This is a genomic window from Serratia sp. NFX21, assembly GCF_048517035.1.
GTDB classification, from domain to species: domain Bacteria; phylum Pseudomonadota; class Gammaproteobacteria; order Enterobacterales; family Enterobacteriaceae; genus Serratia; species Serratia quinivorans.
Genome location: NZ_CP183196.1, coordinates 587,661 through 610,517 on the forward strand (window position 1 = coordinate 587,661; position 22,857 = coordinate 610,517).

Annotated in this window: 21 protein-coding genes, 1 tRNA gene and 1 other RNA gene; 13 read left to right on the forward strand and 10 right to left on the reverse strand. The window is 56.3% G+C overall.

Going from position 1 to position 22,857, the window contains the following annotated elements:
• Positions 1-98: 98 nt before the first annotated feature.
• Positions 99-335 (forward strand): DUF4282 domain-containing protein, encoded by a 237-nt coding sequence (locus ACNT1W_RS02750; RefSeq protein WP_012004591.1) that lies wholly within the window; start codon positions 99-101, stop codon positions 333-335.
• A gap of 36 nt (positions 336-371) precedes the next feature.
• Here ACNT1W_RS02750 and ACNT1W_RS02755 read toward each other — a convergent pair whose 3' ends face one another.
• The 5 genes from ACNT1W_RS02755 to ACNT1W_RS02775 form a co-directional block, all read right to left on the reverse strand.
• Positions 372-794 (reverse strand): HIT family protein, encoded by a 423-nt coding sequence (locus tag ACNT1W_RS02755; protein WP_012004592.1) that lies wholly within the window; start codon positions 792-794, stop codon positions 372-374.
• A gap of 103 nt (positions 795-897) precedes the next feature.
• Positions 898-1,935: a LacI family DNA-binding transcriptional regulator gene (locus ACNT1W_RS02760; protein WP_419246393.1), complete on the reverse strand. Its 1,038-nt coding sequence runs from the start codon at positions 1,933-1,935 to the stop codon at positions 898-900.
• A gap of 68 nt (positions 1,936-2,003) precedes the next feature.
• Entirely contained in the window at positions 2,004-2,765 is a 762-nt protein-coding gene (locus tag ACNT1W_RS02765; RefSeq protein WP_012004594.1) for an SDR family NAD(P)-dependent oxidoreductase, read from the reverse strand.
• Between the two features lie 24 nt (positions 2,766-2,789).
• The gene (locus tag ACNT1W_RS02770) at positions 2,790-4,661 is read right to left on the reverse strand and encodes a TRAP transporter large permease subunit (protein ID WP_012004595.1); all 1,872 of its coding nucleotides are present in this window, start codon (positions 4,659-4,661) and stop codon (positions 2,790-2,792) included.
• A 24-nt stretch (positions 4,662-4,685) separates the two neighbouring features.
• Positions 4,686-5,699: a TRAP transporter substrate-binding protein gene (locus ACNT1W_RS02775; protein ID WP_218217394.1), complete on the reverse strand. Its 1,014-nt coding sequence runs from the start codon at positions 5,697-5,699 to the stop codon at positions 4,686-4,688.
• A 322-nt stretch (positions 5,700-6,021) separates the two neighbouring features.
• Here ACNT1W_RS02775 and ACNT1W_RS02780 point away from each other — a divergent pair, with 322 nt between their 5' ends.
• Positions 6,022-7,470 (forward strand): alpha/beta hydrolase, encoded by a 1,449-nt coding sequence (locus ACNT1W_RS02780; protein ID WP_419246394.1) that lies wholly within the window; start codon positions 6,022-6,024, stop codon positions 7,468-7,470.
• On the opposite strand, the gene ACNT1W_RS02785 is transcribed toward ACNT1W_RS02780, so the two are convergent.
• Positions 7,467-8,216, reverse strand: a complete 750-nt coding sequence (locus tag ACNT1W_RS02785) for an NAD-dependent epimerase/dehydratase family protein (RefSeq protein WP_012004598.1) — start codon at positions 8,214-8,216, stop codon at positions 7,467-7,469. The genes ACNT1W_RS02780 and ACNT1W_RS02785 overlap by 4 nt on opposite strands.
• Before the next feature lie 93 nt (positions 8,217-8,309).
• Positions 8,310-9,173 carry a LysR family transcriptional regulator gene (locus ACNT1W_RS02790; protein ID WP_261409480.1) on the reverse strand — a complete coding sequence of 288 codons (864 nt, stop codon included), beginning with the start codon at positions 9,171-9,173 and terminating at the stop codon, positions 8,310-8,312.
• 114 nt (positions 9,174-9,287) lie between these two features.
• On the opposite strand from ACNT1W_RS02790, the gene ACNT1W_RS02795 reads away from it, so the two are divergent.
• Positions 9,288-10,046 (forward strand): SDR family NAD(P)-dependent oxidoreductase, encoded by a 759-nt coding sequence (locus ACNT1W_RS02795; protein ID WP_017891228.1) that lies wholly within the window; start codon positions 9,288-9,290, stop codon positions 10,044-10,046.
• A 12-nt stretch (positions 10,047-10,058) separates the two neighbouring features.
• Here ACNT1W_RS02795 and ACNT1W_RS02800 read toward each other — a convergent pair whose 3' ends face one another.
• Entirely contained in the window at positions 10,059-10,658 is a 600-nt protein-coding gene (locus ACNT1W_RS02800) for an HD domain-containing protein (protein WP_017891229.1), read from the reverse strand.
• Positions 10,659-10,769: 111 nt separating this feature from the next.
• Between ACNT1W_RS02800 and ACNT1W_RS02805 the strand changes: the two genes are divergently transcribed.
• The 8 genes from ACNT1W_RS02805 (at position 10,770) to ACNT1W_RS02840 (ending at position 17,774) form a co-directional block, all read left to right on the forward strand.
• Positions 10,770-11,234, forward strand: a complete 465-nt coding sequence (locus tag ACNT1W_RS02805; RefSeq protein ID WP_017891230.1) for a MarR family winged helix-turn-helix transcriptional regulator — start codon at positions 10,770-10,772, stop codon at positions 11,232-11,234.
• A gap of 156 nt (positions 11,235-11,390) precedes the next feature.
• Positions 11,391-11,816, forward strand: a complete 426-nt coding sequence (locus ACNT1W_RS02810; RefSeq protein WP_004950797.1) for an organic hydroperoxide resistance protein — start codon at positions 11,391-11,393, stop codon at positions 11,814-11,816.
• A gap of 225 nt (positions 11,817-12,041) precedes the next feature.
• Positions 12,042-13,736, forward strand: coding sequence for a kdo(2)-lipid A phosphoethanolamine 7''-transferase (eptB, locus tag ACNT1W_RS02815; protein ID WP_012004603.1), 1,695 nt, complete (start codon positions 12,042-12,044; stop codon positions 13,734-13,736).
• Between the two features lie 120 nt (positions 13,737-13,856).
• Positions 13,857-14,447 carry a transcriptional regulator UhpA gene (gene uhpA / locus ACNT1W_RS02820; protein WP_419246395.1) on the forward strand — a complete coding sequence of 197 codons (591 nt, stop codon included), beginning with the start codon at positions 13,857-13,859 and terminating at the stop codon, positions 14,445-14,447.
• Entirely contained in the window at positions 14,447-15,988 is a 1,542-nt protein-coding gene (uhpB, locus tag ACNT1W_RS02825) for a signal transduction histidine-protein kinase/phosphatase UhpB (protein WP_115183461.1), read from the forward strand. The genes uhpA and uhpB overlap by 1 nt, the downstream gene beginning before the upstream one ends.
• A gap of 94 nt (positions 15,989-16,082) precedes the next feature.
• Complete coding sequence (locus ACNT1W_RS02830) at positions 16,083-17,414, forward strand: MFS transporter (protein ID WP_012004606.1); 1,332 nt, start codon at positions 16,083-16,085, stop codon at positions 17,412-17,414.
• Between the two features lie 120 nt (positions 17,415-17,534).
• Positions 17,535-17,611 (forward strand) — tRNA-Pro (locus ACNT1W_RS02835).
• A gap of 34 nt (positions 17,612-17,645) precedes the next feature.
• Positions 17,646-17,774: non-coding RNA, RtT sRNA (locus tag ACNT1W_RS02840), on the forward strand.
• Between the two features lie 48 nt (positions 17,775-17,822).
• Here the strand turns inward: ACNT1W_RS02840 and ACNT1W_RS02845 are convergent.
• Together ACNT1W_RS02845 and ACNT1W_RS02850 are read right to left on the reverse strand one after the other, a co-directional pair.
• Positions 17,823-18,170 (reverse strand): hypothetical protein, encoded by a 348-nt coding sequence (locus ACNT1W_RS02845; RefSeq protein WP_017891235.1) that lies wholly within the window; start codon positions 18,168-18,170, stop codon positions 17,823-17,825.
• Positions 18,167-18,457: a toxin-antitoxin system TumE family protein gene (locus ACNT1W_RS02850; protein WP_017891236.1), complete on the reverse strand. Its 291-nt coding sequence runs from the start codon at positions 18,455-18,457 to the stop codon at positions 18,167-18,169. Before ACNT1W_RS02850 ends, ACNT1W_RS02845 begins: the two co-directional genes overlap by 4 nt.
• 382 nt (positions 18,458-18,839) lie before the next feature.
• On the opposite strand from ACNT1W_RS02850, the gene ACNT1W_RS02855 reads away from it, so the two are divergent.
• Complete coding sequence (locus tag ACNT1W_RS02855; RefSeq protein ID WP_419246396.1) at positions 18,840-20,531, forward strand: glycosyl hydrolase family 18 protein; 1,692 nt, start codon at positions 18,840-18,842, stop codon at positions 20,529-20,531.
• 603 nt (positions 20,532-21,134) lie between these two features.
• Positions 21,135-22,742 carry a dipeptide ABC transporter periplasmic-binding protein DppA gene (gene dppA / locus ACNT1W_RS02860; RefSeq protein ID WP_012004610.1) on the forward strand — a complete coding sequence of 536 codons (1,608 nt, stop codon included), beginning with the start codon at positions 21,135-21,137 and terminating at the stop codon, positions 22,740-22,742.
• Positions 22,743-22,857: the final 115 nt, after the last annotated feature.

A 22,857-nucleotide genomic window follows, 5' to 3' on the forward strand; every position in this document is an offset into this window, starting at 1 on the left:
CGTGTTACTCGCTATCATAACCGGCGTGACAAAAAGGCTTGCCGCACCCATGTGGCGCCTCTGGGATAATTAAATACTGGCCTAAGGAAGGATTTACAATGAAAAACATTTTCTTTTTTGATGCGATGCTGACACCGAAAATCATCACCGGTGTCTACTGGCTGTGCCTGCTGAGCATTATTGTTGGCGGGATTGGTGCGATGTTCTACGGTGAGTTTTTCCGTGGTCTGTTCGCGATCATCATCGGCGGCGTGTTCACTCGCGTTTGCTTTGAAATGATCATTATTGCGTTTAAAAATAACGAATACCTGCGCAAAATCTCCGAAAAGCCGTAATCAAGTTGAAAACGCCGGGCATCGCCCGGCGTAGTATCATGCCCCCAGCGTTATCGCCAGCCGCTCCTGCATTAATTCAATAAAATTCTCCGGCAGCGTTTTCGTCGTTGGCGCCCGCAGCGCCGCGCTCCAGACCGGTTCCGGGAAGTGCGAATCGTCGAGGTAACGCGGGATGATATGCCAATGCAAATGCGGTAGCGCGGTGCCCAGGCTGGCGATATTGATCTTCGCCGGCGTCAGCAATTGCCGCAGTTGCGCCTCAACCTGCGCCACCACCGCCATGATGCTGTTGCGTTGGTCGTCGCGTAAATCGCTCAGTTCGGCGATATGTTCATGCCATACCACCCGGCACCAGCCCGGGAAGGGGCTGTCGGCGATGAATATCGCCCGGCACAGCGGGTTTTGCCACAGCACGATTTCATCGGTTGGATGGCAGTAAACGCAAGATTCATTATTCATTTTTAATCTCCTGCTGCGATTTGGGCGCAGCGAAACCCCGCCGCGCGTTAGCGCAGCCAGGAGTTTCATGTGAATGAGGACGGGGCAGCGACCCCGCCGGGGATTACGCGTTAATGACCGACTGGCGGCACACCAGGCTGGGAGCAAATAAAAACTCCTCCACCGGCAGTTCAGGGTTTTCTAACCGGCCGATCAGCCGATCGACAATTTTTACCGCCATCTCACGCAGCGGTGGCGCCACAGAACTGAGCGCCGGGTTGAACAGTTCGGACAGAAACATGTTATCGATGCCGACAACCGAGATATCCTCCGGCACCCGCACACCGAGCCGCTGGAAGGCGGAAATCATGCCGATGGCCAGCATGTCGTTCAACGCTACCACGCCGTCCGGCCGGGGTTCACTCTGGCAGATCTGCTCAGCCAGCGTTTTCCCCAGTTCGGCCATTTCGGCATCGCCGTAGGCGAACTGCGCTTTGCCTTCGATCACCCTGACCGGCAGCCCGGCGGCCTCCAGTGCCTGCCGGTAGCCGGCAATCTTGTTGGCGCGGCTGCTGGTCATGCCGGAGGCGGTGGCGAAAGCGATACGGCGACAGCCCTGGGCGATCAGATGCCGGGCCGCCATGTTGCCTGCGGCGCTATTGTCCATCGACACGCTGTCGATCGGCAGCGCCGTTTCACCTGGGGCCGTCAGGGCACGTTCGTCGTAGTTAATCATCACCAGGCCGCGTTTCAGAGCCTCACGGAAATGGGGGCGATCGTAAAAGGTGGAGGCCACCACCACGCCGCGGATGCCTAACGCCAGCAAATCGTCGAGAAAACGGATCTCCTCTTCCTGCTGGCGATGGGTATCGCCCAGCAACACCTGATAGCCGTAGTTTTGCTTGGCCGCCAGCTCAATCTCGCGCACCAGTGCGGCGAAGCTGGGGTTGACGATCGAAGGCACCAGCAGGCCGAGCATTTTGACCTGCCCGGTTTTGAGCTGCTGCGCCGCACGGTTCGGTTGGTACTGCAGCGCCGCCATCGCCTTTTCGATACGGGCCAGCGTATCCTTGCGCATCTGATCGACCCGGCCGTTCAGCACGTTGGAAACCGTACTGACCGACACTCCGGCATGACGTGCCACATCACGTATATTCGCCATTACATTCCCGTTTTGCATTAGCCCATTACCCTGACTTTATCACGCGGCCGAAAGTGAGTCACAGACCCTTAGGGCGCAATCTGCCCGCCGTTGACGTCGATAATCTGCCCGGTGATGTAGCCGCTGCAGTTATGCGATGCCAGGAACAGGTAAGTGGGTGCCACTTCCTCGCTGCGACCAAAGCGGCCCATCGGGATCGAGGCGCACATCTTGCCCAGCACTTCTTCACTTTTACCCTGATGAAAGGCGGTGTCGATGCTGCCCGGTGAGACGATATTGAAACGGATGTTGTCTTGGGTGAACTCCTTCACCCAGTTGCGATGAATATTGTGCAACCAGGCTTTGGCGCTGGCATACAGACCGGCGCCGATGCCGCCACCTTCGCGTGCAGCGATGGAGCCGGTGCTGATCACGCTGGCGGTAGCGCCGCTCTCGCGTGCCGAAGCGCGCAGGTGAGGGATAGCGAATTTGGTTACCATCAGCGCCGAGCGGCAGTTCAGATCCATCACTCGATCAAAGAACTCGTCGTCTATCGCTTCCAGCCCGTTGCGCCCGCCCAGCCCACCGGCGTTATTGATCAGGATGTCGATGCCGCCGAAGCGGGCGACAAAGGCTTCCACCAACGCTTCACAGCCGGCGGAACGCGATAGGTCGGCGGAGAAGAACGCGCATTCGCCGGGGAAGGCGGCGATTTCTGCCGGCGGTTCGCTGCGCATGCCGTTAATCCCCACCCTGGCGCCGTGTTGGGCGAACAGGGCGGCGGTTGCCAATCCGATACCGGCGGTGGAACCGGTGATCAACACGCGTTTGTTGGTTAAATCAGAGAACATGGTGTGACTCCTTGCTTGAGAAAATCAGTAGCCCAGCCGCGTGGGCAGCCAGGTGGTGAGCGCCGGGAACAGCGCGATAACAATGATGCCGAGCAGGATGATCAGCAGGTACTTGGCCATAGGTTTAATCACGTCCTGCATCGGAACGCCGCAAATGGCGCAGGTGGTGTACAGGCCCAGGCCGATCGGCGGGGAAAACAGGCCGAAACCCATCGCCAGAATCATCACAATGGCGTAGTGCAGCGGGTTGAAGCCGAGCTGGGTGGCGATAGGGACCAGGATGGGGGCAAAGATAATCAGCGCCGGAGCCCCCTCCAGCACCGCGCCGAAAATAATCAGGATGACAATCGACAGCAGCAGAAACAGCCACGGGCCGTAGTCCGCGCCGATGGCGACCAACAGTTGCGCGCACTGCTGCGGGATCATCTCGATAGTCAGAGCGAAGGACAAACTGGTGGCGCAGGCGACGATAAACAACAGCATGCCGGACAGCGCGGCGGTGTCGACGAACAGTTTCACCGTGGCTTTCAGGGTCAGTTCCCCAAAGGCCAGCCGACCGACCACGATGGCGTAAACCACGGCAAAGGCGGAAATCTCGGTGGAGGTGGCGATACCGGCCACCACGCCCTTGCCGATCATCAAAATCATCACCAGCCCGACGGCGGCACCGATCAGCAGTTGGCGGGTTGGCATTCGCACCGGGTAGGCGTCATCGACGTTGATGCGCTTGCCGAAGATCACGGCGGCAATCAGCAGCAACACCAGCAGGCACAGCGCCGGGATCAGGCCGGCGATAAACAGTGCGCCAATCGAAATGTTGGCGATAAAGCCCATCACGATCAGATTGACGCAGGGGGGGATGGTTTCCGCCATGATCGCCGAAGCGGCGAACACCCCGGCAGACTCTGCGGCCGGCTGGCGTGCCCGGCGTACCGCGGGCATCAGCACGCCGCCGACCGTGGCGACGTCTGCCAGTTTGGAGCCGGAAATACCCGAGAAGAAGGCCATCGATACAATCGTGGTCATATTCAGGCCACCGCGATAACGCCCCATGCCGCGCACGATCAGCTCAACCAGCCGTGACGACATGCCGTTGACCTCCATCACCGCACCGGCCAGCAGAAAGAACGGAATGGCCAGCAGCACAAAATGATCGACGCCGGCGGTCACCTGCTGGGCAAAGAACACGAATGGCAGCGACGGATCGCTAAGAAAGAACACCATAGCCGACATGCCCAGGGTAAAGGCGATTGGCACGCCGGAGATGATGCCCAGGATAAAGCAGGCCAGCATCAGCGCGGCGGGCAGCGAGCTGAACCCCAGCGGGGCATGCAGGCTGAGGTAGCCAGCGCCGCCCAGAAGAGCGACGGCGGCGGCGCTGATTAACACCACTTTCAACGGTGCCTGGCAGGCGTGATCGAGCGCGCTGACCAGCATTACTGCCGCGCCGATGAACACCGGAACCACGAAGATCGCCTGTGGCAGACCGTGTTCGGTGGTCTGTGGCAGTGAAATACCCACCAGGCTGAAGCTGGACACCGTCAGGCCCAGCGCCACCAGTACCAGCACCCAACGGCTGGCATGCACTACGTAGGGTCGGGCTACCGCGGGCAGCCAGCGCAGGAACAGATCGACGCCGATGTGTCGGCCACGCCCAGTGGAGGTGGCGACGCCGAAGAACACCAGCGTTACCATCAGCGCGCGCGCCACTTCTTCCGCCCATTCAATCGGGCTGTGCAGCGCGTAGCGCCAAATCACCGAGGCGAATACCACCACCACGTTAATCAGCAGTGCCAGTGCGCCACCCCAGGCGGTAAAGCGGGTCAGACCGCGGCTTAACTGCGTCAGGATGGCCACTTTTTTTACGCTCATTTCAAGGGTTACAGGAAGGGTCATAGCAAATCCTCCGCCAGGCGTGCGTTAGGGCTGCGCTGTGGCATGAATGGCATCCAGCACCGCTTTGGCCTGTGGGTATTTCCCGCTAAATGCCGCCTGCAGCGGCAGCGTTTGCCGGCGGAAATAGTCGCGGTCGGTTTCGGTAAAGATCACACCGGCGGCTTTCAGTTTGTCCATCGCCTGAATTTCTTTTTCCGCTGCGATTTTGCGTTCATAAACCGTTGCTTCGCTGGCTGCCGCCAAGAAGTCGGCTTGCAGCGGTTGCGGGATGCGTTGGAACGCCGCCTGGCTGATGGTGGCGACAATCGGGTTGTAGATATGGCGGGTCAGCGTGGCGTATTTGGCAATCTCGTAATACTTGCTGGTGTAGACCGTGGCGGCGTCATGTTCCACACCGTCGATCACTCCCATTTGCAGTGCGGAGTAAACCTCACCGCCGGGCATCGGGATCGCCGTGGCACCCATGCTTTTTAGCGTGGCGATAAAGTTGGGGGCCGGCAGTACGCGTACTTTCATCCGGTTGAGATCCTGCGGTGACTGCAGCGGTTTTTTACTGTAAATGTTGCGTGCGCCCAGGCTGAAACCATAGCCCAGCACCTTGATATTGCTTTGCTTGGCCAGCAGGGCGCTCAGCAGTTGGCCCGCCTGGCCATCCAGCGCCTGACCCAGTTGCTGGTTATCGTCAAACAGATAGCCCAGATCCAGCACGCCGATTTCCGGCACCAGCGTGCCCCAGATGGAAGTCCCGGAGATAGTCATGTCGATCGCGCCGATACGTACCTGCTGGACCGCATCGGCCTCTTTACCAAGCATGCCGTTAGGGAAGTAATTAAGGGCGATTTTGCCCGGCAGGCGCTGGTCCAGATTCTGTTTGAAACGGTGAAACCAGATGGCGTGCGCGGAGTAACCATCGTCGGGTAGCGATGAATATACCCTCAGGTTAACTTCGGCGGCATTGGCGCGCAGTGGCAAGATAAACAGCATAAATAACAGCGTGATAAACAGACGCGGCGTTAAACGGCATGTCAGTGATTTCATCAGCCTGGCTCCCGATCGCAGACAGCCTGCGATGCTGGTGGTGAAGATGATTTCCCCTGTGGGTAACGCTGTAGGGACAGGGGGAACGGGTACGATACTTTGTGTCCGGTCTTTAACTGTAACGTTTTAGTGTATCGTTACAGAAAACCTACAAACATTCCGTCGGCAGATCAATTTTTATCCGCCAAAATGGCGGGGAAATGCAGGTTCTGTGAGCAGGTTCTAAAAATCGGTGGGTCACGCCCGGCGATCGTCGAGCTGCCCCTGCGGGCATTTAACTTCTATAATCGCTGCTGGGATAACCGTGAATTCAGGAGTGGGCATGCCTTCCAGGGCGATAATTAAATGGACCAAACGGCTGACAATTGTGGCTGTCACCGTATTGCTCACGCTGTTTGCGGTGCGCGTTTACGATACTCAGAGCGGTCCGGCGCTGGAGCCGTGGCATACCTTTGTGCCACACGAGCTGTCGGCCGCCGAAATGGACAACACCGACTGGCAGGGTTATCTGGCCGCAGAGAGCCGGGTGTTTGATGAGGTGAAGGTCAACGTCACGGACAAACTCTCCGCCAGCGAACGTATTCCGCTTAATCGCTATTTTGACGGCAGTCCGGTGTATCCGGAGCACTTTGCCCGTGACTGGAACCGTTCCTATGAACTGATGCCAGAGGGCGAACCGCGTGGGGCGGTGGTGCTGTTACATGGTCTGACCGATTCCCCTTACAGCCTGCGGCACATTGCCGAGAACTACCGTCAGCATGGTTATGTGGCGGTCGGCATTCGCCTGCCGGCACACGGCACGGTGCCGGGCGCCCTGACCGATATTGAATGGCAAGACTGGTTGGCGGCAACGCGGCTAGCGGTACGTGAGGCGCGCAGTAAGGCCGGGGGCGACAAGCCGCTGCATATCGTGGGCTTTTCCAACGGCGGTGCGCTGGCGATGAAGTACGCGCTGGATGCATTGGACGATCCGCAATTGGCGGCACCGCAGCGGTTGATCCTGATCTCACCGATGATTGGCGTCACCAGTTTTGCCCGTTTCGCCGGTATTGCCGGTTGGCCTGCGGTGTTCCCGGCGTTTGCCAAGGCCGCGTGGCTCGGCGTATTGCCGGAGTTTAATCCGTTTAAATACAATTCTTTCCCGGTGAATGGGGCACGTCAGTCTTATCTGCTCAGCAATGGCCTGCAACAGCAAATCGCCCGGGCGGCGCGTGATGGTAGGCTGGATAAATTAGCGCCGGTGCTGACCTTCCAGTCGGTGATGGATTCTACCGTCAGCACCCGGGCGGTGATCCGCGCGTTATACAACGAATTGCCGGCTAACGGCAGCGAACTGGTGCTGTTTGACGTCAATCGTACGGTCAACTTCGGTCCGCTGCTGCGGCCAAACGCGGCGGCGGCGGTCAGCCAATTGCTGCCTGCGCCCCCACGCCGCTACCAGACCACGGTGATTGCCAACGCCTCACCGGATAGCAGTGAGGCGATCGCCAGCGTAACGCCAGCCGGGGCAACGACGGTAAGTGAGCAGCCGCTGGGCATGACTTACCCAGCGGATATTTATTCGTTGTCGCATGTGGCGTTGCCATTCCCGGTAAGCGATTCACTTTATGGTCGTTTCCCGGTGCAGCGTGGCGAGTTTGGTATTAGCCTCGGCACGCTTGCTGCGCGTGGTGAACGCTCGGTGCTGGTGGTGGACCTCGATTCGCTAATGCGCATCGCCTCCAACCCGTTTTTCCCTTACCTGCTGCAGCGTATTGATAGCAAACTTTAGCCGAAACCGAGGATGCTAAACGCGTCGTCCTGTGGGTAGTAACCCAGCAGTTGGCTGGTTTCCTCCAGCGACAGCCGCTTATAGCGGTTGTTGGAAACGCCGTGCACCACCGCATGGTGTACGCCTTCAATGCGCAGGCAACGTTCCAGCAGATCGGCGGCGTCGCGGTGGCTGAGAAAAGCGCTCATATCACGAGCGCTGAGCTGCTCACCTGGTTCCAGCGTGGTGAAGTTGGCGATGCGCACCGACAATGCGGAAAGTCCTTCCTGATGGGCAAAGTAGGCGGCGATGCCTTCGCCGAATGCCTTGCTGACGCCATACAGATTTTTTGGTTTGGGCGCGTCCTGCGGCCGAATTTGGTAATCCAACGCATAACCTTCCACCGCCTGCGCGCTGCTGGCGAAGACCACGCGTTTGCAACCGGCGTCCTTCGCTGCGCGGAAGATATTGAAGGTGCCGAGGATATTGTTATCCATCAATGAATTGCAGAAGTCGGCGTCAGGAGAAGGATCGGCCGCCAGATGCAACACGGTATCGATGCCGGCGCAGGCCGCGCGGCAGGCGGCGATGTCGGCAATGTCGAAGCTGATGATCTCATCATTCGGCTGTAGGTTGGTCAGCAGCCCGAGGTCTTTTTCCGCCAGCCGCAGTTGATAGCGATTTCCCACCGATTGACGGAATGCCGTCGCCACCCGGCCGCCCGCGCCGGTAATCAGAATTCGTCCAAATTCAGTACGCAAAGTCATGCTCTCAACCAGTCCCTAAAGTCCATTCTGTGGTGACCAGTAATAATCCGCCGCGTAAGATTTGTCCAGTATCAAGTTAGCATGACTTATGTTTTAGCGTGTCAGTGGGCATTTTTCCCCGATGATTTCGGCCAGGAAATTCATTACCGCGCGCACGGCCGTCGAGCGGGCCAGGTCCGGGTAAGTGACCAGCCACAGCTCGCGGGTCGGGGCAGCGATTGCAGTGGGCAGTGTAACCATGTCTGGGTCGCCATCGGCAACAAACGTCGGTAATACTACCGCTCCTAGTCCCGATCGTGCGGCTTCTTGCAACGAGAACAGATCGCTGGCCTGAAATACCACCGGGCGGCCCTGCAACAGCTGCTGTAGCCACTGTTGATGCGGTTGGTTTTGGTAGTGGTGATCGTAGCCGATGAAGGCCCGCGCCGCCTCCGGCAGGGCGGCGTGCTGTGGCGTGGCATACAGCGCATAGCGCATCATGCCGATGCGTTGCACCAGTAAATCCGGCTGCTGTGGCCGCACCATGCGTACAGCCACTTCGGCGTCACCGCGATCCAGTTCGGCGATCGCCGATTCGCCGGAGAGTATCAGCGTAATATGCGGAAAAGTCTGGTGAAATTGCGCAATCTGCGGGGCAATAACCCGCGCGGCAATCGACGGCGGGGCGCTGATACGCACCTGGGTTTGCGGTGTTTCACCAATGCTGCGCGCATGGCGGACTATGGCGTGGCTTTGGTTTTCGATGTCAGTCGCCAGGCCGGCAATCACCTTTCCGTCCTGCGTCAGCGGCGTGCTGCGCGGCAGGCGCAGGATCAGCGGCAGGCCGAGGGCTTTCTCCAGCGCCGCCACCCGACGCCCTACCGTGGCGTGATCGCAGCCCAGTTCCCGTGCCGCTGCCGACAATGAACCGGTGCGTGCCAGCACCACGAAGTGTTTTAAATCCTGCCAATCGAACATCAGTGAATTCCTGCACAGTATTGCCGCGAGTTTACGGAATATTCACACAGACTGGGACGTGATTCAATGGCGTTATCTTTGTAACCAGATTGAATTATTCAATTAGGATATCTTATGAATTTGCATCTACAGGGGCGTATCGCGTTGGTGACCGGTGCCAGCGAAGGGATTGGCGCAGGCATGGTTCGGGTATTGGCGGCGCAGGGGGTGACTGTGGTGGCGACGGCGCGCCGGGAAGACCGTTTGCAGACCCTGGCGGATGAGGTTGAGCAAGCCGGTGGCATACGGCCCTATGTCATCGCGGCAGATATCACCAATGCGCAAGCGCTCGACAGCATGCTGGCGCTGGCGCTACAGCAGTTCGGGACCATCGATATTGTGATTAATGCGGTCGGTGGGGCTCGCCCGACCTCGTTGAGCGAAGGCGATGCCGGTTGGGAAGAAGCTTTTGCCCTGAACTTTACCCCGGCGCGTCGGATAACCCATGCGTTGCTGCCCCGGATGCTGGCGCAGGGCTGGGGACGGGTGATCAACATCAGTGGCTCGATGGAGCCGCGCAGTTTGAACGCTGCCACCGCTGCCAAGGGGGCGTTGCACCTATGGGCCAAGGGGCTGGCAGGCAACGTGGCGGCGCAAGGGGTTACGGTTAATACGCTGCAGCCCGGGCGGATTAATAGCGAGCAGGTGCGTGAAAAACTGCACCCGACGGAGGCCGCCCGCCAGGCGTTTATCGAACAGAATATCCCGATTGGCTATTTTGGTGAGCCGGAGGATATGGCCTATCTGGCCGCGTTTCTTTGTTCCCCGCAGGCGCGCTATATCACCGGGGCGGTGATCCCGGTGGATGGCGGTATGCATTATTTTGCGCACTGAAGTGGTTGTCGGCTATGCCGCATCGTTTTCCCGGTAGCGCCGGCGGGCATGTTCAAACCAGCTTGCCGGAACGTTATGCGGTGGCAATTGCAGCCTTTCCAGCCCCTTTTCGACAATATGATGCGCCTGCTGCCATAGCGTCGGGTCACCTTCGGTCAGCACTTCCAGCAGCCGCTGTTTTTCGATCAGATAGGTTCTGGCGAAATGGCTGTCATAGTCCAGCAGTGAGCGGGTGTTGTCGATCAGGTCCGCCAGCTTGATGGTCTTGGCCTGTGGTGAAGCCTTGGCGCTGTGGCGCCGATCGCGGTTTTTACGCTCGAAGCGGTTGCCGTCACCGGTGCCGCTGACGTTGGTCAGCATCGCCACCAGGCTTGCGACCTGCGGCCCAAAGTGGCTTTCGATATCGCCAAGAGTGGTGGGCGTATCTTCTACCGTGTCGTGCAGCCAGGCGGCGGCCAGCATTTCTTCGCTGTGCGGCACGCTGCTGACGATTTCCATTACCGCCTGCGGGTGAACAATGTAGGGGTCATTAGTGTATTTGCGGCGCTGATCGATAGCCGCATGGGCCTTGGTGGCGTAGCGGCGCGCGCGTTCTGTCAGAGTGTCTGTCATGTCCTTTCCCTCCACACAGCACCTCGCTGTGGCATCCCCTGCTTTTAACAAGGTAGCATATTGGCAAAAAAATAGTTTGCGATTACATCGTGCACTATCTATATTCAGAGCATGAAAATCGAAAACACCGAACAACCCGCGACGAAAAACCTGCTGCTGCTTGACCAGCAACTTTGCTTTGCCCTGTACTCCGCCAACCTGGCGCTGAATAAGGTGTATCGCAAACTGCTGAGCCAGCTTGAACTCACCTATCCGCAATATTTGGTGATGCTGGTGCTGTGGGAGCGGGACGAAATCAGGGTCACGGACATTGGCGAACGGCTATTTCTCGATTCCGCCACCCTGACGCCATTGCTCAAACGCCTGGAGACCGCCGGTTTGTTAGCGCGTTACCGTGCCACCACCGATGAGCGGCAGGTGATTATTGCGTTAACCGATGCCGGCCGTGCGCTGCGTGAAAAAGCGCAGTCGGTGCCGGAAGCCGTGATGTGCGCTACCGATTGCAGCCTCGATGAAATCGTCAATATCAAACAGCAGTTGGAAAAGCTGCGTGGCAAGCTAATCAACCAGCTTTGATCCCCAGTGCCGGCAGCAGGATCGGCATGGGTGGACTACACTGGAAGTAAGCAGTAAATATATAGTGTGCGATTTAATCGTGAAAGATATACCAATGACGACGTTCCGCCTGCAGGAATTGCCGTCTTGCCTCCAACCAGAAAGAAGGAATGATGTATGTCGATTGAAAAAGTTGTGTACCGTGCTCATGCCACCGCAACCGGTGGCCGCGATGGCCGTGCGACCTCATCTGACGGCGTGTTGGATGTCAAACTGGGCGTGCCGAAAGAAATGGGTGGCGCGGGCGGTGAAGTCACCAACCCGGAACAGTTGTTTGCTGCCGGTTATTCGGCCTGCTTCCTCGGCGCACTGAAGTTTGTCGCGGCGAAAGAAAAAGTGAAGATCCCGGCCGAAGCCAAAATTGACGGCACCGTCGGTATTGGCGAAATCCCCAACGGTTTCGGCATCGAAGTGCAGTTGGATATCACCCTGCCGGGCATCGAGCGCAGCGTAGCGGAAGACCTGGTGAAAAAAGCCCACGTGGTCTGCCCTTATTCCAACGCCACTCGCGGCAATATTGATGTAACGCTTAACGTTAAGTAAGATTTCCGCCAATATCACGGAACAAATGGAGGGTTTCAGCCCTCCATTTCTCGTCTCGTGCCCCTTTATCCCTTGCACAAAAAATGGCAAAAATGGTTATTTTGTGAGAATTCTCTTGATTCTTACCCCCAAAATAGCGCTTATTGCCGATCGGCTGAACCTGCAGCCGCATCGAATGTCTGACTGACTTCAGAACTGTTAAAGCCCCCGGAGCCACCGCGTTACATGAACAAAGTTAAATCGCTATCACAGCAGAATTTATCGTTATTGTTAGCGATCTATATCGGCATCTTTTTGAACCTTTCCGTTTTCTATCGTCGCTTTGATTCGTTTTCGCACGGCATTCAGGGGATTAAGGTCATTTCTGCGGTAACCGAGGTTATCGCCATCGTTCTGTTCACCTTCTTTATTATGCGGCTGGTCTCGCTCGGCGGCCGGCTGTTCTACCGGATTATTGCCTCGCTATTGGTGCTGATTTCCGTGGCGGCCAGCTATTACATGACGTTTTTCAACGTGGTGATCGGCTACGGCATTGTGGTGTCGGTGATGACCACCGATATCGACCTGTCGAAAGAAGTGGTCGGTATGCACTTCGTGCTGTGGATGGTGGTGCTCAGCGCATTGCCGCTGCTGTGCATTTGGAAAAACAACCTGCGTTATACCCTGATCGAGCAACTGAAAACGCCCGGACACCGGATAAAACCGCTGGTGGTGCTGGTGGCGGTGGTGGCGCTGGTCTGGGTGCCGCTGCGTATGCTGGATAACGAGCAAAGCGCGCAGGAAAAAATCACCAATGTGGATTTGCCAAGCTACGGTGGCGTGGTTGCACATTCCTATTTGCCATCCAACTGGCTGTCGGCGTTGGGGCTGTTTGCCTACACCCGTTATGACGAAAGTCAGGATCAGGCCAATTTGTTCGACCCGGCCAAGAACTTTACCTATGTTGCACCGGCCGATATTGATGATACCTACGTGGTGTTTATCATTGGTGAAACCACGCGCTGGGATCACATGGGCATTCTTGGCTACGACCGTGACACTACGCCACGGCTGTCCAAAGAGAAAAATCTGGTGGCGTTCCGCGGCACGTCTTGTGATACCGCCACCAAACTGTCGTTGCGCTGTATGTTCGTGCGGGAAGGCGGCACGGCAGATAACCCGCAACGGACTCTGAAAGAGCAAAACGTGTTCGCGGTAATGAAAGATTTGGGCTTCACCTCCGAGCTGTTCGCCATGCAGAGCGAGGTTTGGTTCTATAACAACACCGAAGTGAACAACTATTCGTTCCGCGAGATGATCGCCTCCGAAAAGCGCAACGACGGCAAATCGGTTGACGATATGCTGCTGGTGGATGAAATGAAGGAGTCGCTGGCCCGTTATCCCAAGGGCAAGCATCTGGTGATCCTGCACACCAAGGGCTCACATTATCTCTATTCCCAGCGTTATCCGCGTAGCTACGCGCGTTATCAGCCGGAGTGTATCGGCGTTGACGATTTCTGCTCCAAGGACCAGTTGGTTAACGCCTTCGATAACTCGGTGCTGTATACCGACAGCTTTATCGCCAATGTGATTGATCAGGTGCGCGAGAAGAAGGCGATTGTGTTCTATTCTTCCGATCACGGCGAATCGATCGGCGAGAATTCACACCTGCACGGCACGCCGCGTGAAATGGCGCCGGTGGAGCAGTTCCGTGTGCCAATGATGGTATGGGCATCCGACAAGTTCCTGGAAGATCCACAGCATCGCGGAGCGTTTGAGCAATTGCAGGCGCAGCAGCGGGTTGGCAAGACCCACCGCCATGTTGAGCTGTTCGATACCATTCTCGGCTGCCTCGGTTATACCTCGCCGAACGGCGGCATCGTGGCCAAAAACAACTGGTGTGATATTCCGCAGGAAAAAGCGTCGCCAAGCGAGCTGTAACCTCCCCCATACCGGGCGCACTGCGCCCGGTAAAATCTGCTTATACCTTCCTTTCATCAACTAATCTGGCTCAGGCTTGCGCTATACTTGCGCACTTTCCCCCTCGGACCGGAGATTTCCATGACCTTGCGCGTGGCGTTTATTGACGATCATGACATTGTGCGATCGGGCTTTGTGCAACTGCTGTCGCTGGAGCCGGATATTCAGGTGGTCGGCGAGTTCAGCGGCGCGGCTCAGGCACGCGCTGGCCTGCCCGGTCTGGAGGCGGAAATCTGTATCTGTGATATTTCGATGCCGGACGGCAGCGGGCTGGATCTGCTGGCGGATATTCCCTCCGGTATTCGGGTGGTGATGCTGTCGATGCATGACAACCCGGCGCTGGTGGAGCTGGCGCTGGAACGCGGTGCCTGCGGGTTCTTGTCCAAACGCTGCAAGCCGGAAGATTTGATCACCGCGGTACGCACCGTCGCCAGCGGTGGCGTGTATCTGATGCCTGAAATCGCCCAGCAACTGGCGCGGGTGAAGGTGGACCCACTGACGCGCCGTGAACGCGAAATCGCACTGTTGCTGGCGCAAGGACAGGAGGTGCGGGAGATTGCTGCTGCGCTGGGGTTGTCACCCAAAACGGTACACGTGCATCGCGCCAATCTGTTCGCCAAGCTGGGTATCAACAACAACGTCGAGCTGGCGAAGCGGATGCTGAACCTGTGATGCAACGCCTGATCACCCAACTGGCGTTGTTCTTTATCTATGCCACCAGTGCATTTTGCCTGTGGGGGATTGGCACCGCGCTGATCGACCCGCCGTGGCAGGCGTTGTTGCTGTTCCCGTTTGGTCTGCGTATGGGCATTCTGCTGCAAAGCCCTTACCGCTTCTGGCCGGGCATCCTGTTGGCCGATCTGCTGCTGATGGTGGTGTTGGCCGATCAGTTCGGTTACGGGCCGGCACTGTGGGCTTCGGTGGTGGTGCTGGTGTTGACGGTGTTGCTCAGTCTGGTGGCCTCCCCCTGGTTGCTGCGGCATCAGGAAAGTGACAGCGAATGGCAATGGCCATTGATGCAGGGCGCGGTAGTGGCGGTGGCCGCGTTGCTGCAGGCGCTGGTGTGGCAACTAGTGAACGGCGAGGGTGCCCGTGCGCTGCTGCTGGGGTTGGCTGGTGGTTTTACCATTGCCCCAACCTGTCTGCTGCTGTGGCACTATCTGGCGCGGCAGATCTGGGTGCCGCTTGAACCGGGCCTGATCCATAAGCCGGTGACGCTACGGTTGCGCCATCTGGCCAGCTACTTACTGCTGTTTGCGCTCAGTATCTGGCTGCAACAGCAGGTTAATGCCGCTGAGCTGCGTCGCTTCGCGCCGTTTTGTCTGGCCATCCCGATAGTCTTTATGTCCTATCGCTACGGCTGGCAGGGCGCGCTGTTGGCAACCTTGCTTAATGGGGTGGTGCTGGTAGCCAACGAACCGCCACAGCCCGAATCGCACCGTGATTTACTGTTGTCGCTGCTGGCCCAGAGCCTGACCGGTCTGTTGCTCGGCGCGGGTATTCAACGCCAGCGCGAGCTGAACCAGCAACTGCGGCTGCGGCTGACGGAAAACCGCCAACTGGCGCGCGCGCTGGTCACGGCAGAAGAACAGACCCGGCGCGAGGTGGCGCGGGAGCTGCACGACGAGGTCGGTCAAACCATCACCGTGATCCGCACCCAGGCCAGTATTATCAAGCGTTTGGCACCGCAGCCGCAGGTGATGGGCTGCGCCGAGGCGATAGATACGCTGGCGCTGCGGGTATATGACGGCGTCCACGACGTGTTGACGCAACTGTGGCCGGCTGCGCTGAATAATTTGCCGCTTTCGGCGGCGGTGGCGGCGATGCTGCGCGAATCATTACCGCAGGATACGTCGCTGGTGAGCGTGATGCAGTGGCAGGTACCGGATGAGTTGCTGGATGAGACGTTGAAAATTACGCTGTATCGGGTGTGTCAGGAAGGGGTGACCAATGTTTGTCGTCACGCCGCCGCCAGCCGGATTGAGCTGGATGCACGTCTTCGTCAGCGCAAAGGGCGGTTGCCGCAAGTCTTGCTGACCATTCGCGATAACGGCGTCGGTATCGATCTAGCCCATCATGAGCCGGGTTATGGTCTGCGCGGCATGCAGGAGCGCATCAGTGCGCTGGGCGGCCGCCTGCGGCTGACGTCGGAGAATGGCACCTGTTTGAATGTGATCTTACCCACAGTTTCACCGGCGGAAGGGCCAAACTAGGAAATACTCCTAGGCGCGTCGGGAATCCGGCGTAAGTCATTTTCGCGCGCGCGCAGCATGATAGCGGCACTTTTCATATTCTCTGAGGTTTCACATGTGGTCTTTCCTTAAAAGCCGCGATGATGTGCCGCCGGTTACCGATCAAAAACAGATCGATGCCAGCTATAAATACTGGCGCATCCAGCTGATGTGGACGATGTACATCGGCTATGCCGCGTTTTACTTCACGCGCAAAAGCTTCAACTTCATTATGCCGGCGATGCTGAGCGATCTTGGCCTGACGATGTCCGACGTCGGTATTCTCGGTACGCTGTTCTACATCACTTACGGCTGCTCGAAGTTTATTTCAGGCATGATCAGCGATCGTTCCAACCCGCGCTATTTTATGGGGTTGGGCCTGATTATGACCGGCATACTCAATATCTTCTTCGGTCTCAGTTCTTCGCTGCTGATGCTGGGGACGTTGTGGATCCTCAACGCCTTCTTCCAGGGCTGGGGCTGGCCGCCATGTTCGAAAATCCTCACAAGCTGGTACTCGCGTTCCGAGCGCGGTAGCTGGTGGGCGATCTGGAATACTTCGCACAACTTTGGCGGTGCGTTAATCCCGCTGCTGGTCGGCTTTATCTCGCTGCACTTTAGCTGGCGCTACGGCATGATTATTCCGGGTATTATCGGCGTGGTGTTGGGCCTGCTGATGTGCTGGCGCCTGCGTGACAAGCCGTCCACCATGGGGCTGCCCAGCGTGGGTAAATGGCGTAACGATGCCATGGAACTGGTGCAGGAATCGGAAGGCCAGGGGCTGACCAACCGCGAAATCATCAAGCGCTACGTGTTGACCAACAAATACATTTGGCTGCTGGCGGTGTCTTACGTGCTGGTGTACATCGTGCGTACGGCCATCAACGACTGGGGTAACCTGTATCTGACGCAGGAGAAAGGCTATTCGCTGATGACCGCCAACTCGGCGATATCCTTGTTCGAAGTGGGTGGCTTTATCGGCTCGCTGGTGGCCGGTTGGGGTTCTGACAAACTGTTCCGTGGTAACCGTGGGCCAATGAACCTGATCTTCGCCATCGGCATCTTCCTGTCGGTTGCAGCGCTGTGGATCATGCCGGGTGTTACTTTCCTGCTGCAGGCGGCCTGCTTCTTTGCTATCGGCTTCTTTATCTTTGGTCCGCAGATGCTGATCGGCATGGCAGCGGCGGAATGTTCGCACAAGGATGCTGCCGGGGCGGCAACCGGCTTTGTCGGCCTGTTTGCTTATCTGGGGGCGGCGTTGTCCGGTTACCCGATTGCCCGCATCATGGAAATCTGGCACTGGAATGGGTTCTTCGTGGTGATCTCGATCGCTGCCTGTTTGTCTGCGTTGTTCCTGTTGCCGTTCTTGCGTGCTCAATCACCGGCGCTGAAAACTGCCAAGGCATGATGAAAAAGCGCGCTGCAGGCTGCTGTAGCGCGCTTTATGCCGCTTTTATCACCACTTGATTGACCGGGACGAGAAAGTGATTGACGCGTAATATCGTCAGCAGTAAGATGCGCCCCGCATCGGCGAGTAGCGCAGCTTGGTAGCGCAACTGGTTTGGGACCAGTGGGTCGGAGGTTCGAATCCTCTCTCGCCGACCACATTCAAGAAAACCTGCTTTTTAAAGCAGGTTTTTTTTCGTCTGTAGTTTATAGGATGAGAACCTCCGAAGGAGGTTTGAGCCGAGCGCAGCGAGACAACGTTGCTTTAGCAACGGCCCGCAGGGCGGCATCGCAGATGCAAGTAATCCTCTCTCGCCGACCACATTCAAGAAAACCTGCTTTTTAAAGCAGGTTTTTTTTCGTCTGTCATTCAGGCGGCCTTGCCGACTACGAAGTCAAAATGGATTTCGTCATAGGGGAAAATAATGCCTCGTTCGCTTTTATCAACAATGCCGCAGCCTAACAGAGCCTGTAGATCGGTATGCACCGCTTTAACATCCCGTTTAACGCGACGTGCCACTTCCCGGATTGAAAGTTCGCCAGCGCCGGTCATGGTATGAAGGATTTGCATTTTTTTAGGCGACAGGGTTTTCCACAGGCTCTCCCAGTCTAAAAATGTGATGTAGCTTCCTTGTTGCTGCTTGTTGCCCTGCAGGGCTTTCTCCAAATTGCGTTGTACTTCCTCAAGAGAAGCCACGCGGATGGTGACTCTGTTCATTCTCTTTCACCTCTTAGTCGTGCGACTTCATTGAAGAAGCTGCGTTGCAGCGCTGTCAGGTGGGTAAACGTAATAGGTTGCTGCTTGTCGCCCACATGTTTGTGGTCGCCTTTACCTGCTTCATTGTCATAACGTAAACGGCAAATGCCCGCTTTGACGTAGGCAAACCTGTACTTGTAGTTATGAGTGCTGCCGTTAACGGGGGGATCGACATGCCAAATAACCATTTGCATAAATTCAGTGTTTGTCAGTTGGATTTTGTCCTGATAGATCAGTTGAGAAGGCACTTCCGTCTCCTTCGTGTTGTTTAAAATAACAGCACATTTAGAGTGTTGTCAATGAAGACAACATCTTGTGGCATGACAAATATTTATCCTTTCCCTGTATTTAATTCACTATCCTGATTCCCACTGCTGCTGGTTATCTATTATTAAATTAATTCATTATTGCTCAATAAAACCCGGTTGATAGCGCTATTGTTTTAAGGATTAATTTATCTATAGTCTGAATACACGAAATGGGAATGATAGATTTCCGTTACGTGGGAAAGATTAATACTTAGTTATTCATTTTAATCGGCCAGAGTTATTGCGGAATTATTCTTGTCCGACAATCGGCGGTCGTCATTAAATATTTTACGTTTATCCTCTCGGAATAAAGGAATCAGTTATGCGCAAATTTAATAAACCGCTGTTGGCGTTGCTGATCGGCAGCACGCTGTGCTCTGCGGCGCAGGCCGCCGTGCCGGGCAAGCCTACGCTGGCCTGGGGCAATACCAAGTTCGCCATTGTCGAAGTCGATCAGGCGGCGACGGCTTATAATAACCTGGTGAAGGTGAAAAGTGCCGCCGACGTTTCCGTTTCATGGAATTTATGGAATGGCGATACCGGTACTACGGCAAAAGTATTATTAAATGGCAAAGAAGTCTGGAGCGGTGCCTCAACCGGCGCTTCGGGCACGGCAAACTTTAAGGTTAATAAAGGCGGCCGTTATCAAATGCAGGTGGCGTTATGTAATGCTGATGGTTGTACCGCCAGCGATGCCACCGAAATTGTCGTGGCGGATACCGATGGCAGCCATTTGGCACCGTTAAAAGAACCGCTGCTGGAAAAGAATAAGCCTTATAAGCAGGATTCCGGCAAAGTGGTCGGTTCTTATTTCGTTGAATGGGGCGTTTACGGCCGTAATTTCACCGTCGATAAACTGCCGGCACAGAACCTGACGCATTTGCTGTACGGTTTCATTCCAATCTGCGGCGGCGACGGCATCAACGACAGCCTGAAAGAGATCGAAGGCAGTTTCCAGGCGCTGCAACGTTCTTGCCAGGGGCGTGAAGACTTCAAGGTGTCGATCCACGATCCGTTCGCCGCACTGCAGAAAGGGCAAAAAGGCGTGACCGCCTGGGACGACCCCTACAAAGGTAACTTTGGTCAGTTGATGGCGCTGAAGCAGGCTCGTCCGGACCTGAAAATCCTGCCGTCGATTGGTGGCTGGACCCTGTCCGACCCGTTCTTCTTTATGGGTGACAAGGCCAAGCGCGATCGCTTCGTCGGCTCGGTGAAAGAGTTCCTGCAAACCTGGAAGTTCTTTGACGGCGTGGATATCGACTGGGAGTTCCCGGGCGGGCAGGGCGCTAACCCGAAACTGGGCAGCGCACAGGATGGGGCGACCTATGTGCAACTGATGAAAGAACTGCGGGCGATGCTGGATCAGCTTTCCGCGGAAACCGGTCGCAAGTATGAACTGACCTCTGCGATCAGTGCCGGCAAGGACAAAATCGACAAGGTGGACTACAACACCGCGCAGAACTCGATGGATCACATCTTCCTGATGAGTTACGACTTCTATGGCGCGTTCGATCTGAAAAACCTGGGCCATCAGACCGCACTGAAAGCGCCGTCCTGGAAACCGGATACGGCCTATACCACGGTGAATGGCGTTAACGCGCTGCTGACGCAGGGGGTGAAGCCGGGCAAAATCGTGGTGGGGACTGCCATGTACGGCCGCGGCTGGACCGGTGTTAACGGCTACCAGAACAACATTCCGTTTACCGGCACCGCGACCGGCCCGGTAAAAGGCACCTGGGAAAATGGCATCGTGGATTACCGCCAAATCGCCAATGAGTTTATGAGCGGTGAATGGCAGTACAGCTACGACGCCACTGCCGAAGCGCCTTATGTGTTCAAACCTTCCACCGGTGACCTGATCACCTTCGACGATGCCCGCTCGGTACAGGCGAAGGGCAAGTATGTGCTCGATAAGCAGTTGGGCGGGTTGTTCTCCTGGGAAATCGACGCCGATAACGGAGATATTCTGAACAATATGAATAGCAGCCTGGGCAACAGCGCCGGCACGCAATAAATCGGTTGTAGCACGTTGCCGGGGGATATCCTTTTGCCCCCGGCTTTTTAACAGACGAAAGTTTTTTTACGGTGAATAGATTGTGGCGTCACCCGGCTAAAAAAATGCGCCGACGCCTCACCCTTTCGGGTGACAGGACAGCATTTCGTCCTGTCTTTTACGCCGATCACAAAAATAACCGTTCAGATATTCATCATTCAGCAACAAACTTTTTTAGTTTTTTATCGGAGTTAAACACCAGCAACTTTCTGCAACACAGCCTATCGAACTAAAAATGACCGCATAGCATAAGTTTTCATGCTGCCACTGTTAAAAAAAGGTTTTTTTTATGTTTGTTTGCTGTTTCTCACAGTCTGCGTAAATCCCCACTGGTTATATTGACGACACCCCAAACAGTTGGCAATTTGGTAGCCTCAGGGGTAAGAGCGAGAGTTGTTTGAGTGAATTCCACGCGCTCAGACGCCCCCACCGGGAGGCGTTCCACCCGGCTCTCTCGCGCAATTATCCCTCCCAGCCTTCGGGCACGACTGCACAGGCCGCGCAATAAAAAATACAGGCTCTGGCGGTAATACACACATCACATCACATAATGGAGCACAAACGATGACAAGTTCCTTGGGAAAAACAGGGATTCTGAAATTCGGTATTGGGCTGATTGCGCTGACCGTTGCGGCCAGCGTGCAAGCCAAGACTCTGGTTTACTGTTCTGAAGGTTCCCCGGAAGGGTTCAACCCGCAGCTGTTCACCTCGGGTACTACCTATGACGCCAGCTCGGTGCCTATTTACAACCGTCTGGTCGAATTCAAAATCGGCACCACCGAACTGCAGCCGGGCCTGGCTGAAAAATGGGATGTCAGCGAAGACGGCAAAATCTACACCTTCCACCTGCGTAAAGGCGTGAAGTGGCAGAGCAGCAAAGACTTCAAACCGACCCGTGATTTCAACGCCGACGACGTGGTGTTCTCCTTCGAACGTCAGCTGGACGCGAAAAATGCCTATCACAAAGTCTCCGGCGGCAGCTATGAGTACTTTGAAGGCATGGACATGCCGAAGCTGATCGCCAAAATCGAGAAAGTGGACGACTACACCGTTCGCTTTGTGCTGACCCGTCCGGAAGCCCCGTTTGTGGCTGACCTGGGCATGGACTTCGCTTCTATTCTGTCTGCCGAATACGCCGACGTAATGATGAAGGCCGGCACCCCGGAGAAAATTGACCTGAACCCAATCGGTACCGGTCCGTTCCAACTGCTGCAATACCAGAAAGACTCCAAAATTCTCTATAAGGCGTTTGACGGTTTCTGGGGCACCAAGCCGAAGATTGACCGTTTAGTGTTCTCCATCACGCCAGACGCTTCCGTGCGTTACGCCAAACTGCAGAAAAACGAATGCCAGGTGATGCCGTACCCGAACCCGGCTGACATCGCGCGCATGAAGCAGGACAAAACCATCAACCTGATGGAACAACCGGGGCTGAACGTCGGCTACCTGTCGTTCAACGTTGAGAAAAAACCGCTGGATAACCTGAAGGTGCGTCAGGCGTTGACCCTGGCGGTCAACAAGCAGGCGATCATCGACGCGGTGTACCAGGGTGCAGGCCAGGCGGCCAAGAACCTGATCCCACCGACCATGTGGGGCTATAACGACGCGGTGAAAGACTACACCTACGATCCGGTCAAGGCTAAAGAACTGCTGAAAGAAGCGGGCATGGCAGACGGTTTCTCCATCGATCTGTGGGCAATGCCGGTACAGCGTCCGTACAACCCGAACGCGCGCCGCATGGCAGAAATGATCCAGTCTGACTGGGCGAAAATCGGCGTGAAAGCCAAAATCGTAACCTATGAGTGGGGCGAATACCTCAAGCGCGCCAAAGCGGGCGAACATCAGACGGTGATGATGGGCTGGACCGGCGACAATGGGGATCCGGATAACTTCTTCGCCACGCTGTTTAGCTGCGCCGCGGCTAAAGACGGTTCCAACTACTCTCGCTGGTGCTACAAGCCGTTTGAAGATCTCATTCAACCGGCGCGCGCCGAATCGAACCACGACAAACGCATCGAACTGTACAAACAGGCTCAGGTAGTGATGCACGATCAGGCTCCGGCGCTGATTGTTGCCCACTCCACCGTTTACGAGCCAGTGCGTAAGGAAGTGAAGGGCTACGTCGTGGATCCGCTTGGTAAGCATCACTTTGAGAATGTCTCTCTGGATTAATTTTACTACCGGTTAATACCACGCCCCTCTCTTTAAGGGAGGGGTGGGGTTGCCCGTAGGCAGAGAAGCACCAGAGGTGTGTGAGCTTTAATAAGCCTGGCGGACGATGAGCTGC

What these genes read in the sequence shown, in the direction of transcription:
- dppA (WP_012004610.1), top strand. Translation starts at nt 21,135, where the DNA reads ATGACAAGTTCCTTGGGAAAAACAGGGATTCTGAAATTCGGTATTGGG.
- ACNT1W_RS02780 (WP_419246394.1), top strand. Translation starts at nt 6,022, where the DNA reads ATGCCTTCCAGGGCGATAATTAAATGGACCAAACGGCTGACAATTGTG.
- eptB (WP_012004603.1), top strand. Translation starts at nt 12,042, where the DNA reads ATGAACAAAGTTAAATCGCTATCACAGCAGAATTTATCGTTATTGTTA.
- ACNT1W_RS02785 (WP_012004598.1), bottom strand. Translation starts at nt 8,216, where the DNA reads ATGACTTTGCGTACTGAATTTGGACGAATTCTGATTACCGGCGCGGGC.
- ACNT1W_RS02750 (WP_012004591.1), top strand. Translation starts at nt 99, where the DNA reads ATGAAAAACATTTTCTTTTTTGATGCGATGCTGACACCGAAAATCATC.
- ACNT1W_RS02765 (WP_012004594.1), bottom strand. Translation starts at nt 2,765, where the DNA reads ATGTTCTCTGATTTAACCAACAAACGCGTGTTGATCACCGGTTCCACC.
- uhpA (WP_419246395.1), top strand. Translation starts at nt 13,857, where the DNA reads ATGACCTTGCGCGTGGCGTTTATTGACGATCATGACATTGTGCGATCG.
- ACNT1W_RS02770 (WP_012004595.1), bottom strand. Translation starts at nt 4,661, where the DNA reads ATGACCCTTCCTGTAACCCTTGAAATGAGCGTAAAAAAAGTGGCCATC.
- ACNT1W_RS02805 (WP_017891230.1), top strand. Translation starts at nt 10,770, where the DNA reads ATGAAAATCGAAAACACCGAACAACCCGCGACGAAAAACCTGCTGCTG.
- ACNT1W_RS02795 (WP_017891228.1), top strand. Translation starts at nt 9,288, where the DNA reads ATGAATTTGCATCTACAGGGGCGTATCGCGTTGGTGACCGGTGCCAGC.
- uhpB (WP_115183461.1), top strand. Translation starts at nt 14,447, where the DNA reads ATGCAACGCCTGATCACCCAACTGGCGTTGTTCTTTATCTATGCCACC.
- ACNT1W_RS02830 (WP_012004606.1), top strand. Translation starts at nt 16,083, where the DNA reads ATGTGGTCTTTCCTTAAAAGCCGCGATGATGTGCCGCCGGTTACCGAT.
- ACNT1W_RS02845 (WP_017891235.1), bottom strand. Translation starts at nt 18,170, where the DNA reads ATGAACAGAGTCACCATCCGCGTGGCTTCTCTTGAGGAAGTACAACGC.
- ACNT1W_RS02790 (WP_261409480.1), bottom strand. Translation starts at nt 9,173, where the DNA reads ATGTTCGATTGGCAGGATTTAAAACACTTCGTGGTGCTGGCACGCACC.
- ACNT1W_RS02810 (WP_004950797.1), top strand. Translation starts at nt 11,391, where the DNA reads ATGTCGATTGAAAAAGTTGTGTACCGTGCTCATGCCACCGCAACCGGT.
- ACNT1W_RS02855 (WP_419246396.1), top strand. Translation starts at nt 18,840, where the DNA reads ATGCGCAAATTTAATAAACCGCTGTTGGCGTTGCTGATCGGCAGCACG.
- ACNT1W_RS02800 (WP_017891229.1), bottom strand. Translation starts at nt 10,658, where the DNA reads ATGACAGACACTCTGACAGAACGCGCGCGCCGCTACGCCACCAAGGCC.
- ACNT1W_RS02775 (WP_218217394.1), bottom strand. Translation starts at nt 5,699, where the DNA reads ATGAAATCACTGACATGCCGTTTAACGCCGCGTCTGTTTATCACGCTG.
- ACNT1W_RS02755 (WP_012004592.1), bottom strand. Translation starts at nt 794, where the DNA reads ATGAATAATGAATCTTGCGTTTACTGCCATCCAACCGATGAAATCGTG.
- ACNT1W_RS02760 (WP_419246393.1), bottom strand. Translation starts at nt 1,935, where the DNA reads ATGGCGAATATACGTGATGTGGCACGTCATGCCGGAGTGTCGGTCAGT.